11 protein-coding genes are annotated in these 14,560 nt (G+C 46.3%); 6 read left to right on the plus strand and 5 right to left on the minus strand.

Annotated features, from left to right (window positions below; translation table 11 throughout):
• The gene (carB, locus tag ACKI3C_RS03360) at positions 1-3,222 is read right to left on the minus strand and encodes a carbamoyl-phosphate synthase (glutamine-hydrolyzing) large subunit (RefSeq protein WP_407402034.1); all 3,222 of its coding nucleotides are present in this window, start codon (positions 3,220-3,222) and stop codon (positions 1-3) included.
• A 39-nt stretch (positions 3,223-3,261) separates the two neighbouring features.
• Entirely contained in the window at positions 3,262-4,341 is a 1,080-nt protein-coding gene (carA, locus tag ACKI3C_RS03365; protein ID WP_407402036.1) for a glutamine-hydrolyzing carbamoyl-phosphate synthase small subunit, read from the minus strand.
• A gap of 250 nt (positions 4,342-4,591) precedes the next feature.
• On the opposite strand from carA, the gene ACKI3C_RS03370 reads away from it, so the two are divergent.
• On the plus strand, positions 4,592-5,041 hold the full coding sequence (locus ACKI3C_RS03370; RefSeq protein ID WP_407402038.1) for a DUF3127 domain-containing protein: 450 nt from the start codon (positions 4,592-4,594) through the stop codon (positions 5,039-5,041).
• 55 nt (positions 5,042-5,096) lie between these two features.
• On the opposite strand, the gene ACKI3C_RS03375 is transcribed toward ACKI3C_RS03370, so the two are convergent.
• Positions 5,097-5,438, minus strand: coding sequence for a MerR family transcriptional regulator (locus ACKI3C_RS03375; RefSeq protein ID WP_407402040.1), 342 nt, complete (start codon positions 5,436-5,438; stop codon positions 5,097-5,099).
• 188 nt (positions 5,439-5,626) lie between these two features.
• Here ACKI3C_RS03375 and ACKI3C_RS03380 point away from each other — a divergent pair, with 188 nt between their 5' ends.
• Positions 5,627-6,256: a 3'-5' exonuclease gene (locus ACKI3C_RS03380; RefSeq protein ID WP_407402042.1), complete on the plus strand. Its 630-nt coding sequence runs from the start codon at positions 5,627-5,629 to the stop codon at positions 6,254-6,256.
• Positions 6,240-6,533, plus strand: a complete 294-nt coding sequence (locus tag ACKI3C_RS03385; protein ID WP_407402044.1) for a hypothetical protein — start codon at positions 6,240-6,242, stop codon at positions 6,531-6,533. The genes ACKI3C_RS03380 and ACKI3C_RS03385 overlap by 17 nt, the downstream gene beginning before the upstream one ends.
• 3 nt (positions 6,534-6,536) lie before the next feature.
• On the opposite strand, the gene rimO is transcribed toward ACKI3C_RS03385, so the two are convergent.
• Together rimO and ftsY are read right to left on the minus strand one after the other, a co-directional pair.
• Positions 6,537-7,835: a 30S ribosomal protein S12 methylthiotransferase RimO gene (gene rimO, locus ACKI3C_RS03390; protein WP_407402046.1), complete on the minus strand. Its 1,299-nt coding sequence runs from the start codon at positions 7,833-7,835 to the stop codon at positions 6,537-6,539.
• Positions 7,832-8,785 (minus strand): signal recognition particle-docking protein FtsY, encoded by a 954-nt coding sequence (gene ftsY / locus ACKI3C_RS03395; RefSeq protein WP_407402048.1) that lies wholly within the window; start codon positions 8,783-8,785, stop codon positions 7,832-7,834. Before ftsY ends, rimO begins: the two co-directional genes overlap by 4 nt.
• A 132-nt stretch (positions 8,786-8,917) precedes the next feature.
• Between ftsY and ACKI3C_RS03400 the strand changes: the two genes are divergently transcribed.
• Genes ACKI3C_RS03400 through metF form a run of 3 tightly spaced genes read left to right on the plus strand, consistent with a single transcriptional unit; the run spans position 8,918 to position 14,553 of the window.
• Positions 8,918-10,120: a hypothetical protein gene (locus ACKI3C_RS03400; RefSeq protein WP_407402050.1), complete on the plus strand. Its 1,203-nt coding sequence runs from the start codon at positions 8,918-8,920 to the stop codon at positions 10,118-10,120.
• Positions 10,121-10,129: 9 nt separating this feature from the next.
• On the plus strand, positions 10,130-13,606 hold the full coding sequence (gene metH, locus ACKI3C_RS03405) for a methionine synthase (protein ID WP_407402052.1): 3,477 nt from the start codon (positions 10,130-10,132) through the stop codon (positions 13,604-13,606).
• Positions 13,594-14,553 (plus strand): methylenetetrahydrofolate reductase [NAD(P)H], encoded by a 960-nt coding sequence (gene metF, locus ACKI3C_RS03410; RefSeq protein ID WP_407402054.1) that lies wholly within the window; start codon positions 13,594-13,596, stop codon positions 14,551-14,553. Before metH ends, metF begins: the two co-directional genes overlap by 13 nt.
• The last annotated feature ends 7 nt before the right edge of the window (positions 14,554-14,560 follow it).

Below are 14,560 nucleotides of genomic sequence, written 5' to 3' on the forward strand. Positions count from 1 at the left end.
TTAATATTCGTCCCAAGACTTGATCTCCATGTCATCGATCGTCAAGTCGCAGAATGCATCGATAAATGCGGCAGCAAGACGAGCATTGGTGATCAACGGCACATTAAGGTCAACAGCAGCACGTCTTATCTTGTAACCATTGGTCAACTCGGTTGAAGTGAGGTTCTTGGGAATATTCACAACGAGATCAACGAGATGATCGTGAAGCAAATCAACACATTGGGGAGTGCGGTCGGGCTCGCTAGGCCAATAAGCCCTGATAGCAGGCACGCCGTTGTCGTTGAGATACTGATGTGTGCCACCAGTCGCATACAGTTGATATCCCTTTTTATGCAGTTTGATGGCAGAGTCAAGCATGTCGGCTTTCATCTTGGCCGTACCGGTGCTGAGCAAAATGCCCTTCTGCGGAACACGCTGACCCACCGACAGCATTGACTTGAGCAATGCTTCGCTGGAACTGTCTCCTATGCAACCCACTTCGCCTGTCGACGACATGTCAACACCAAGCACGGGGTCGGCACCTTGCAATCTCGAAAACGAGAACTGTGACGCTTTAATACCCACATAATCAAGATCAAAGGCACTCTTGCTAGGTTTCTCGACGGGTATGCCTAGCATAACTTTTGTTGCAAGGTCTATGAAATTGATTTTAAGGACTTTCGACACAAAGGGGAAACTACGAGAAGCGCGCAAGTTACACTCAATAACCTTGATATCATTATTCTTGGCAAGGTATTGGATGTTGAACGGACCGCTGATATTCAAAGCCTTGGCAATCTTGCTGCTGATTTTCTTGATGCGACGTATGGTCTCAACATACAATTTCTGCGGCGGGAATTGGATTGTCGCGTCACCAGAGTGAACACCTGCAAATTCTATGTGCTCACTAATTGCGTACAATTTGATTTCACCATTCTGTGCCACACAGTCCCACTCTATCTCCTTTGCATTCTGGATAAACGAGCTTACCACCACGGGGTGAGTTTTTGACACATTGGCAGCAAGTTGGAGAAAACGCTCGAGTTCCTCATCGTTAGAACAAATGTTCATCGCAGCACCCGACAGCACATAACTTGGACGGACGAGAACTGGGTAGCCGACTTCGGCAACAAAGTCGTGAATATCATCGAGCGAAGTGAGTTCTCTCCATGCGGGCTGGTCGATGCCCAGTTCATCAAGCATTGCCGAAAACTTGTGACGGTCCTCGGCGTTGTCAATGCTGCGTGCCGATGTGCCCAGAATGTTTACACCCTGAGCATCGAGCCTCATTGCCAAGTTGTTAGGTATCTGACCACCAGTAGATAAAATCGTTCCATGAGGCTGTTCAAGGTCAAGGATATCCATCACGCGTTCAAATGTAAGCTCGTCGAAATACAGGCGGTCACACATATCGTAGTCGGTAGAAACCGTTTCAGGGTTATAGTTAATCATCACCGAGCGATAGCCTTCTTTCTTGACCGTGAGCAATGCGTTGACGCTACACCAGTCAAATTCAACCGAACTACCTATGCGATAAGCGCCAGAGCCAAGCACCACTATTGAGCGCTTGTCGTTCTCATAGCTAATGTCATGGCTGCTGCCATTGTAGGTCATATAAAGGTAGTTAGTCATTGCGGGATATTCAGCACCCAGCGTGTCAATCTGCTTCACAACAGGAGTAATGCCAAGTTCCTTGCGGCGACGGCGCACATCAAGGTTGGCATCATCACCGCTGTCCATGTCGGTTTTAAGCACTGCCTTCGCAATCTGGAAATCACTGAATCCCTGTTGTTTGGCTAAAAGCAAGAGTTCTGACGGTATCTTGTTAATAGACTCGCACTGTTCAAGCGCGACTGCCGTGTTATAAAGGTTCTCTAACTTGTGAAGGAACCACTTGTCAATCTTAGTAAGTTCATGAATCTGATCCACGCTATACCCGCGCCGGAATGCTGTTTCAATGGCAAATATACGACGGTCGGTAGGTTCTCTGAGAGCCTTGTCAAGGTCGTCAATGCGAAGCGGCTGGTTTTCAATGAAACCATGCTTGCCCTGGCCTATCATGCGTAAACCCTTCTGAATCACTTCCTCAAATGTGCGGCCTATTGACATGACCTCGCCCACTGATTTCATCGAGGAACCAATCTCGCGCTTCACACCATGGAATTTGCCAAGGTCCCAACGCGGAATTTTACAAACGATATAGTCAAGCGCAGGTTCAAAGAATGCCGATGTAACCTTTGTTACAGAATTCTTTAAATCAAACAGACCATATCCCAAACCCAATTTAGCAGCGACAAACGCCAGCGGATATCCGGTCGCTTTAGAAGCAAGTGCCGAACTGCGGCTCAATCGCGCATTGACTTCAATCACGCGATAGTCCATCGACTTGGGGTCAAAGGCATACTGTATGTTGCACTCGCCCACAATGCCCAGGTGACGAATTATCTTTATTGCAAGTTCTCTCAAATAGTGGTAGTCGTCATTAGAAAGAGTTTGCGAAGGCGCAACAACAATACTTTCGCCAGTGTGAATGCCCAGAGGGTCAAAATTCTCCATGTTGCACACTGTGATACAGTTGTTATACTTATCACGCACCACCTCATACTCTATCTCTTTCCATCCTTTGAGCGACTTCTCCACAAGAACCTGCGGCGCAAAAGACAAGGCCTTCTCTACAAGAGCGCGGAGTTCTTGCTCGTTATCGCAAAATCCGCTACCCAAGCCTCCCAGTGCATAGGCAGCCCTGACAATGACAGGATATCCCACCTTCTCGGCAGCAACAACGGCAGCATCGAGCGATTCCACAGCCTCGCTTTTAATTGTTTTTACGTTGATTTCGTCTAGTTTGTTGTTAAACAGCTCGCGATCCTCGGTGTTCATGATCACGTCAACCTGGGTACCTAGCACCTCAACGTTGTATTTCTCAAGGACACAGCTCTGATACAACTCAACTCCGCAGTTCAGAGCTGTCTGTCCTCCGAACGAGAGCAAGATGCCATCAGGTCGCTCCTTGTCAATCACTCTCTCAACATATTGCGGTGTAACCGGCAAGAAATAAATCTTGTCGGCAAACTCCTCGCTAGTTTGCACAGTAGCGATATTCGGATTGATGAGTACCGTTGTGATTCCCTCTTCTTTAAGAGCCTTCAATGCCTGCGAGCCCGAATAGTCAAACTCACCAGCTTCGCCTATCTTGAGAGCACCCGAACCCAATATCAGCACTTTATTATATTTCTTTGTCATGACTATAAACTAACTTTTAAGAATGAAAGTGATTAATGCTTACTTGTTGATGCTATCCATGAATTTGTCAAAGACGAATTCGGTGTCGGTGGGACCGCCGCAGGCCTCGGGGTGGAATTGCGTAGAGAAAAACGGTTTCGTCTTGTGCCTAATTCCTTCGTTTGTTCCGTCATTCATATTGATGAACAAAGGTTCCCATTCGGGCGAAAGAGTAGTTGTATCTACCGCAAATCCATGATTCTGCGACGTGATGAAACAACGTGTAGTTCCAACCTCCATAACTGGTTGGTTGTGACTGCGGTGACCATACTTGAGTTTATACACCCTTGCTCCAGCCGCCTTGCTCAACAACTGGTTGCCCATGCAAATGCCACATATTGGTTTATCGCCCTCAAGGGCTTTCTTGATATTTTCGACTGTTGCTTCAGCAAAATCGGGGTTGCCTGGGCCATTGGCTATAAACAACCCGTCATAGTCGATGGTCGTGAAATCGTAGTCCCATGGCACCCTGATCACGTGAGCTCCGCGATTAACGAGACATCTAATTATATTGTTCTTCACGCCGCAATCCACAAGAACCACGCGCTTGGCATTTCCCTTGCCATATTCGATAACCTCATCACAACTTGCCTGGGCAACAAGATTCTCGGCATTGGGGTCATAGAACTCAATTTCGCCAGAGCCTTCCACAATGATTTTGCCGAGCATTGATCCTTTTTCACGCAAAAGTTTTGTGAGGGCTCGCGTATCAATGCCATAAACACCCACGACATTCTCTTCGACCAACCATTCAGCCAGACTGCTTGCCGCATTCCAGTGGCTATAGTCCCATGAATAATCTTGGCAAATAATGGCTTGAGGGTGAATCTTATCGCTCTCTAGAAAATCATTCATGCCGTCTCGCATAGTGCGGGGCGGCACGCCATAGTTACCAATGATGGGGTAAGTTGAAACCAAGATTTGACCTAAATAGGAAGGGTCAGTGAGACTTTCGGGGTAAGCTGTCATTGCAGTGTTAAAAACAACTTCTCCGGCACAAGGTTTAGTTGCGCCAAAAGAAAAACCCTCAAACTGTGTTCCGTCCTCAAGGATGAGAACCGCTTTTCTTGTTTCTCTCATGTGTACAAATTGTATGAAATTAATTTGTTGGCTACCCTTTGTAGAGAAAACCATGCAAAATTAATGAAATTATTGCAGAATAGCAACATCGCACTATCTGGTTTTAAAGTTTTTTAGATAATTTATATCGTACAACAATTATTAATATTAGCACCCGAAAATGATGCGCAATATTCTTTGTAAAATGAAAATGATTTTATACCTTTGCAGTTACAAATAAATCATAGTATTAAAAATAAACAATAAATAGATGGAAATTCAAGGTAGAATTATTGAGAAGTTGCCACTCCAAACTGGTGTGTCTAAGCAAGGTAACAACTGGAGCAAGCAAGAATATGTATTGGAAACCGTGGAATCATACCCCAAGAAAGTTCATTTCGACTTCTTCGGCGAGGATCGTATCAATCAGTACAATTTAGAGGTGGGTCAGTTCATCAAGCTCTATTTCGACATCGAGAGCCGTCCGTTCAATGGCCGCTGGTACACAAGCATCAGAGGTTGGAAAGCCGAGCCTGCTGATCCCAATGCACCCGTTGCTGGTGCTACTGTTGCTGCTGCTCCCGTCCAGATGGCTGCTCCCGCGCCAATGCAAGGTGCCGCTCCCGCTCCTGCACCCGCAGCTCCCTATGCTCCCCAGACAGGAATCGTTGCCCCTGCTGCCGATTTCGGCAATGGTTCAACAGATGACCTTCCCTTCTAATAATAAAAGGTATAAATATTATGAAATAAGGTGGGCTTGACCCACCTTATTCTATTTAGTCATAATTGATTAATTCCATTGCCCGTTGCAGTTCTTGCAAATCGGCTTTAATAGACTTGAGTTTCTCAACGACCTCAAACCTCTTGTCAATGCCGTCACGATTCACTTTGATTTGCTCTTGAGCAGCATCTAGTTTAAGGCCCTTCTCTTTAACCAGATAATATACTTTGCGAATAGTTTCGATATCATTAGGCGTGTAGAACCTGATATTCTTGGCATTGCGTTTGGGCTTGATGATGGTAAATTGTGACTCCCAGTAACGCAATGTGCTCATCGGGATTCCTAATATAGTGGCAACATCGCCTATCTTATAATATTTTTTATCCAGTTCCTGCATGACTTCACATGTTAAAGTAACAGTTGCAAAGTTACTGCTAATCGAACTAATTTACAAAAAAATATGACAGAAAAATAGAATAAATTTTCAAGTAGGTCATAAAAATGTTAGGTTAATAATTTTGCGATTAAGCGATATTGCACTAACTTTGCATTGGAATTTGAACATTACGTTCCGCTCTATAGACAATGGTAAAAGTATCGATATCGAAAGAAGAACTTGGTGCATTACCCCAGGTCATGTTTCCTGGGGACATTTACATTATAGACAAGATGTCTATGGTCAACAGCGCAGTGAGGCTTCTATGCAAATATGACATAATAGGTTTTGACACCGAAACGCGTCCTTCATTCAAGAAAGGTCGCATGCACAAGGTGTCGCTACTTCAACTCTCAACCCCACACGAGTGCTTCCTTTTCCGCTTGAACAAGATAGGTATGCCCGCGATGCTGCAAGACTACCTTGAAGACAGCACACTGTTAAAGGTTGGTTTGTCAGTCCACGATGACATTAACGCGCTCAAACGACTCGTTGACATCGACCCCGATGGTTTTATCGATGTGCAAGACCTCGCAAAGCAACACCACATAAGCGACATCAGTTTGCAGAAGATCTATGCCATCCTCTTTGATGAGCGAATCTCTAAAGGTCAGCAGCTCAGCAACTGGGAAGCCGATCAGTTGAGCGAGGCGCAACAAAAATATGCATCAATCGATGCATGGGCTTGCATCAATATATACAAACACTTGAACTCTGGGCAGTTTGTTGCCGAAAATTCAAAATATTACAGCGAAATTGAAGATGAAGAAATCCAATAAAGTTACTATTGTGCCGCTAGCCCTGCTGGCCTATCTAGGCGTTATTGCTTACATGGGGCGAGAGCATTTTCTGAATGGAGATTATCTGTTCTACTTCGGCGTGATAGGTGTGAGCCTGTGCATCATACTGCTGGTATATGTGATTTTGCGCAAGCGCGACAAGGTGAGACGCGAGCACGACCAGCAACTGTCAAGGACTTACTCCGACAAATATAGAAAACATGACGTCGAAGAATTATCAGAGCCTAAAACAGAGGAAGAAAAAAAACGAAGCTGAAGATTAACCTTCAACTTCGCCCATGAGTTCAAATGGCAGAGCCTGAGTGATTCTCACATTATAGAACTCTCCCACTTTCATTTGCAGTTTCTTTTCAATCAGCACTTCGGGATCGACTTCGGGCGAATCCCATTGCGTTCGTCCCACGTAGTAGTCTTCGTCCTCGCGGTCAATAATCACTTTGAAAACCTCTCCCACTTTAGAGTCTTGCAGGTCTTGAGAGATGCTTTCTTGCACATCCATGATAATCTGGAGGCGCTCGTCTTTCACGTCTTGCGGAATTATGTCGTCGTAGTTTTTCTCGGCATAGGTGCCCGCCTCTTCGCTGTAAGCAAATGCTCCCATGCGTTCAAACCGTGCTTTCTTCACGAAATCAACAAGTTCATTGAACTCATCGTCGCCTTCGCCAGGAAATCCCACCATGAGCGTAGTGCGAATGTGTATTCCCGGCACTTCACGCCTGATGCGCGCTATTAGCTCCAACGTTTCCTGCTTGCCTATGTGACGACGCATGTTGTCAAGCACCGTGTCACTGACATGCTGCAATGCAATGTCTAGATACTTGCACACATTGTCGTGGCGTGACATCACGGGGAGGATGTCGTAGGGGAATTGCGTGGGATAGGCATAGTGCAACCTAATCCATTCCACTCCGTCAATCTGCGCCATGCGGTCAATCAACTCGGGCAGTTTCATTTCTCCATAAAGATCTAAACCATAAGAAGAAAGATCCTGGGCAATGACATTGAATTCTTTCACGCCTTGCTTCACTAGGTTGCGCACCTCATCAAGCAGCTGCTCCATGGGCACCGACTTGTGCCTGCCAGTGATAAGAGGAATCGCGCAGAAAGCACAGAACCGGTTGCAACCTTCCGAGATTTTGAGGTAAGCATAGTGAGGCGGCGTTGTTAGGTAACGTTCGCTAGCGATGTCCTCCCGGTAAGACTTACCTAGGTCTTCCAGCATCTTGGTCCAGTTGAACTTACCATAGAAATGGTCAACCTCGGGCAATGCGTCAATCAAGTCGGCCATGAAACGCTCGGCAAGACAACCCATCACAATGAGTTTCTTAAACTTGCCCTGACGCTTTGCTTCGCCTAGTTCAAGGATAGTATTGATAGACTCTTCCTGGGCATCGCGTATGAAGCCGCATGTGTTGACAACCACAATCTCGCCAGTGACTCTAGAGGGATTGTGCTCTATCGTGTAACCTGATGCCTGGAACTGACGAATGAGATGCTCTGAATCAACAAGATTCTTTGAGCATCCCAATGAGATTATGTCGATTTTGTTTTTTCTCACTTGCCGAATAATGATTTTACAAATTCTTCTTTGCGGAAAATCTGTAGGTCTTCCATACCCTCGCCTAGGCCTATATACTTGACGGGTATCTGGAACTGGTCGCTGATACCAATCACGACACCGCCCTTGGCTGTTCCGTCAAGTTTAGTGATAGCCAGAGCGTTAACCTCGGTTGCAGCCACAAACTGTTTTGCCTGTTCAAAGGCGTTCTGTCCTGTAGATCCGTCAAGCACGAGCAGTACTTCGTGAGGAGCATCAGGCACGACCTTGCGCATCACATCCTTGATTTTGGTCAACTCGCGCATGAGGCCCACGTTGTTGTGGAGGCGTCCTGCGGTGTCGATGATAACCACATCGGCACCTTGGGCTTTGGCCGACGAAACAGAGTCAAACGCAACTGATGCAGGATCGGTGCCCATGTTATGCTTGATTACTTTCACGTCAACACGCTGTCCCCATATCTCAAGCTGCTCATCGGCAGCTGCACGATAAGTGTCGGCAGCCCCAAGGACAACTTTATTGCCAGCCTTCTTGAACTGGTAAGCAAGTTTGCCGATGGTTGTGGTTTTACCCACGCCATTAACACCCACCACCATGATCACATAAGGTTTCTTATCCTCGGCAACAGTGAAATCTTCCATGCCGGCATTGTTGTTATCAACCAGCATCTGGGTAATTTCGTCACACAACAAGTCATTCAACTCGGCAGTGTTGACATATTTGTCCTTCTTCACTCGGGCTTGAATACGGTCTAAAATCTTGACGGTAGTCTTCACGCCCACGTCGGAGGTCACAAATACCTCTTCCAGGTCGTCAAGGACATCATCGTCAATGGTTGATTTGCCTGCTACCACACGGGCCAGTTTGGCAAATACACCTTCTTTGGTTTTAGACAAGCCTTTGTCAAGCGTCTCCTTTTTCTCTTTGCTGAAAAAACTAAAAAATCCCATTCGTTCAATTTTTTTGCAAATTTACTGCAAATAGTGCTCAATACAAAATGAATAATTTATTTTTTTATAAAAACATGGTAATTATCACAGCGAAATGTGCTATCTTTGTACTAATTATTAGAAATTACGGTTATGAAAGGCATTTATATATACACTCTCACTTCGAGTTTACACAATGCGCAGGTCATTGATGAGACATCTAAAACCTTTCTTTCATCATTGAATTGTGACTATACGTTGAAGTTAGATTCTTTTGAAGACTATGGGACTCATGATCTTGATGTCATCTTTGTGCGCACAGGCGGGACCGAAGGAATTTTCAAGAGCCTGTTGCCCGAATTGCTTCACAGCACCCGCAAGTTTTACTTATTAACTTCGGGACACAACAATTCGCTAGCCGCATCAATGGAAATCTTGTCTTTCCTTAACAACAATTCATTATCGGGCGAAATCATACACGGCGATGCTGCTTATATACACGACCGATTGACCACATTAGTGCAAGTGGGACGTGCTCAAAGGACTGTTGCTGGCAAGAAACTAGGCGTGATAGGCGCTCCGTCAGACTGGCTGATTTCTAGTCAGGCCGACTATGCTGAAGTAAAAAGCAAACTGGGCGTTGAGATTATCGACATTCCCATGAGCGAAGTCATTGATGAATACAATGCACTCGAGAAAATGGACATTAACAGCCCTTTGGCTCATCACACCCAGGACGCAGTCATCAGCAAGAATCTTATCGGTGCCGAGCGCATTTATATCGCTCTTAAAGCAATAGTAAAAAGGCATGGGCTTAATGGTTTCACAATAAGGTGCTTTGACCTGCTCACTGCTGTCAAGAACACAGGGTGTGTAGCTCTGGCAAGGTTTAACAGCGAGGGCGTAGTTGCCACATGCGAGGGCGATGTGCCTGCCATGCTGTCAATGCTTGTTGCACACGCGCTCACAGGCCTGTCAGGATTTCAATGTAACGCCTCGACTATCAACCCTGACACCGGCCAAATGCTGATGGCGCATTGCACGATACCATTTGACATGGTAGATAGTTTCAAACTTGACACGCACTTTGAATCAGGACTTGGAGTGGGTATTGTGGGATTTTCGCCAGCTGGCCCCATCACCGTGTTCAAGATTTCTGGAGACTTGACCAGATATTTCGCTGCCGAGGGAACGCTGGTCAAATGCCAGAATGAACCCGGCCTGTGCCGCACGCAACAATTAATTGCTCTTGACAACAGACACGACTCCAAGTATTTCTTGACTCGTCCCATAGGCAACCATCACATTGTCATTCCAGGACACTGCAAGAATTTAATTGACGAATGGTTTAAATAAGCAACCACAATGAATTTAAAAGACGTTCTCTCTCAACGCGTTGTCATACTTGATGGAGCCTTCGGCACGATGGTGCAGTCTCTAAATCTTGACGAGAGTCAATTCAGAGGCAAGATGTTTGTTACTCATGCTGTCGATTTAAAAGGCAACAACGATGTTCTCAATCTCACAGCACCACAAGCAGTGAGGTCAATTCACGATGCTTATATCGAAGCCGGAGCCGATATTATCACCACTAATACATTTTCGTCTAACGTGGTGTCCCAAAGCGATTACTGTTTAGAGGAATATGTGTATAGATTGAATTTCGAAGGTGCAAGAATAGCCCGTGAGGCAGCCGATGCCGTTGTGGACCGTAAGATATGGGTAGCAGGTTCGATGGGACCCACCAGCAAATCTCTGACTATGCCTCACGACGTGAATGATCCCGTATCAAGAGCAATTGACTTTGACACTTTATCTGACGCTTACCGCACCCAGGCGCAGGCGCTCATCGACGGTGGCGTGGACGTGATTCTCATTGAGACCTGTTATGACACGCTTAATGCCAAAGCCGCACTTTATGCAATCGACAAGACAAACAACAAGCGAGGTTCTATCATGCCTGTCATGGTGTCAATCACCATTAATGACCGCAATGCCCACACGCTTACAGGGCAAAGCGCACAAGCGTTTTTCACAAGCATAAAGCACTACCCCATTCTTTCTTTTGGGTTTAACTGCTCTTTTGGCATTGCCGACCTAAAATACGCCGTCGAGCAACTTGCGCCGTCATTGCCAGTTGCATTCAGCCTACACCCCAATGCCGGTTTGCCCGACGAGATGGGCAACTACTGTGACACTCCTGCCTACATGGCCGAGCAGTTAAGCGGTTTGGCACGACAGGGATGCATCAACATTGCGGGCGGTTGCTGCGGCACCACACCTGCACACATCAAGGCAATAGCGACATCAATGCGCAACCTCCCACCTCGAGTCATTCCTGCCTACGACAAGCGCTGCGCAGTAGCAGGTCTGGAAAATGTGGTAATTGACCGAGAGGTTACCAATTTTATCAATATAGGCGAACGAAACAATGTGGCAGGATCTCGCAAATTTGCGCGTTTGATTGCCGAAAAAAAATATGACGAGGCACTGACTATTGCATCTGACCAGATTGAGAATGGCAGTCCCATAATTGATATCAACATGGACGACGCAATGCTTGATTCGGTTCAAGAAATGCGCACGTTCGTAAGATATATCTCGGCCGAGCCTATGGTAGCACGGGCCGCTCTTGTGATCGACTCATCCTCATGGGATACAATCGTGACAGCACTAAAAAACTCGCAGGGCAAGTGCATAGTCAATTCCATAAGCCTTAAAGACGGCGAGGAAGCGTTCCTTGCCAAAGCCGATGAACTCAAGCGATTGGGAGCCGCCGTGATTGTAATGGCATTTGACGAGAAAGGCCAAGCGACAACCTACGACAGGAAGGTCGAAATATGCCAGCGAGCATATAACCTTCTTGTTTCTAACGGGTTCCCATGCGAGGATATGATTTTTGACCCAAATATCTTGTCGATAGGCACAGGAATTAGTGAACATGCGCTATATGCCCTAGATTATATTCGTGCGGTTGAATGGATTAAAACAAATCTTCCACATGCAAAGACTAGCGGCGGACTGTCAAACTTATCGTTCGCATTCAGAGGTAATAACCTAGTGCGCAAAGTATTGCATTCGGTATTCTTGTATCATGCAATAAAAGCAGGACTTGACATGGCTATCATGAATCCTGGCATGATTATTCCTTACGACGAAATAGAACCAAGCCTGCTGAAATCAGCCGAAGACCTTATTTTCAATCGTTCGGACAATGCGACCCAGGACATGGTAGATATAGCAGCCTCGCTTGCCGAGTCATCAACCAACCAAGCCGACACAACAAGCAGCGAGAAAGACTTAACAGTATCCCAACTCATTTCCCAATCCTTGGTCAAGGGCCGCAGTGACAACTTGGAATCACTCATGGCTCGTTCCCTGGAAGAGAACAACGGAAACGCCCTGGCGATTATTGAAGGTCCATTGATGCAAGGCATGAAAGACGTGGGCGATATGTTTGCTTGCGGCAAACTCTTCCTGCCGCAAGTGGTAAAGTCGGCTCGTGTGATGCGCGAGGCTGTAGAAATATTACAACCTGTCATTGAGTCACAAAACAACTCATCAGCCACCAACTACAGGCACACGATTGTACTTGCAACCGTAAAAGGGGATGTTCACGACATAGGCAAGAACATCGTGTCTATCATCTTGTCGTGCAATGGCTTCGATGTCGTTGACCTTGGCGTGATGGTTGATAACCAGAGTATTCTTGAAACTGTGCGGCGCACACATCCTCTCATGGTGGCAGTGAGCGGACTGATCACCCCATCACTCAAAGAGATGGAAAACTTGTGCATGCTTTTTGAGAAAGAGGGAATTAAAACGCCCATTCAGGTGGGTGGCGCCACTACATCGGCAGTCCACACTGCGGTGAAATTATCCCCATTATATTCACCAGGTGTTTTCTATAGCCGAGATGCCTCGCATTGTGCCATTATTGCCAAGGAACTTGCTCGCGACCATGATGCTACCATTGAAAAGAATCGAGCAGAACAATCGTGCATAATTGAGTCATACAATAAAAAGCAGATGGAGACCGCGGCCTACAGTTATAGCCAGGCAAACAATCATGCAGTACAACGCAAGACGCAATCCATTTTCAATGTCGAAGAACTGAATAATGCACATCTCAATGCCGACATAAAGCGTGTTAAAGATAAAATTGACTGGCGCATGCTTTTGGCTTTCTGGGGATTCAAGGGAGAGTCGTTAGAAACCGTATTGGAAAACGAAGAGGCCCGTTCAACGCTGCTTGAAGCAAAACGGCTTCTTGACAAAGCCATTGATGACAAGCTCATCTCACTTGAATCGGTTGTAAAATTCTATCCGGCGCTGAAAAACGGGAATGATATTGAACTCCCGGGAGTTGGCACCTTGCCCATGCATCGCAGCCAGAGCGGTAAATGCGAATGTCTCTCCGACTATTTCAGTGAAACAGAGGTTACGCCCATCGGTCTATTTGCTGTCACTGCCAAGATTCATGACCATGCGACAGACAGCAAGTCCTACGAGCACATCATGTTACATGCGCTCTCGGCAAGACTTGTCGAAGCAGCAGCACAACACATTGAGCATGCAGCATTCGGCAAGGCACAATCCATCAGGCCTGCCTTTGGATATGCCTGCTGCCCCGACCACCGTCTCAAGAAAATCGCTTTTGACCTGCTCGACGCTCATAATGTGTTGGGAATTTCTCTCACCGAGAATTATTCAATCAATCCATCAACCTCGGTGTGCGGTATGCTCATCTCCCACCCCGATGCTCACTATTTTGCTGTGGAGAATGTTGATGATAAACAAAATAATGATTACGAAACCAGAATAAGGAAATGCCTAAAGTAACTGACATAATAAATCAACGCAAGGGTGAACCCTTCGTGAGTTTTGAACTAGTTCCCCCACTCAAGGGAAGCGACGTGAACGTGCTGCACAAGTCTATCGAGGCGTTGGTAGATCTCGACCCGGCATTTATTAATGTGACATGCCATCGTGACGAGGTCCAATATATCTTGAACGATAACGGCACCTACAACAAGATGACTCTCTCAAAGCGTCCCAGCACACTTGCCATAGTGGGAGCAATCATGCAGCGTTTCGACATCAGCATTGTGCCTCACGTGATATGTGGAGGCGCCTCGGCTGCAAAGATTGAGAGCGAATTGCTCGACCTGCATTTTATGGGAATAAACAATGTCGTTGCGCTGCGTGGCGATGCCGAGCCGGGCTATCGCCGTTTCATTCCCGAACCCGATGGATTCTCACATTCAAGCGAACTGGTTGAAATGATAGACCACCTGAATAATGGTGTGTATCTAGACCCCAGCATCAAGAATGGAATCAGCACTGATTTCTGTATTGGTGTTGCAGGATACCCCGAGAAACACTTTGAGGCAGCAAACATTGATATTGACATCATGCACTTGAAGCAAAAAGTAGATGCCGGTGCCCATTATGTTGTCACTCAAATGTTTTTTGACAACGTGAAGTTCTACCAGTTCCGAGATCTTTGCAGGAAAGCGGGCATTAACGTCCCCATTATACCTGGCTTAAAACCGTTGTCAAGTGCAAAGCAAATTCAGTCTATTCCACAGGCATTCCACCTCGACATTCCCAACGAGCTGGTTGCCAAGATACAGCAATACAACGACAAAGAAAGCCAGTATGAGGCAGGGGTAGAATGGTGCATAGCACAGTGCAATGACTTGCTGCAAAACGACGTGCCAGCATTGCACTTCTACACTATGGGACGTGCCGATAATGTGCGTCGCATAGTAAAGGCAGTAATGTAATTAAGTG

Origin of the sequence: Sodaliphilus sp. (assembly GCF_045598405.1) — a bacterium.
Lineage (GTDB): Bacteria > Bacteroidota > Bacteroidia > Bacteroidales > Muribaculaceae > Sodaliphilus > Sodaliphilus limicaballi.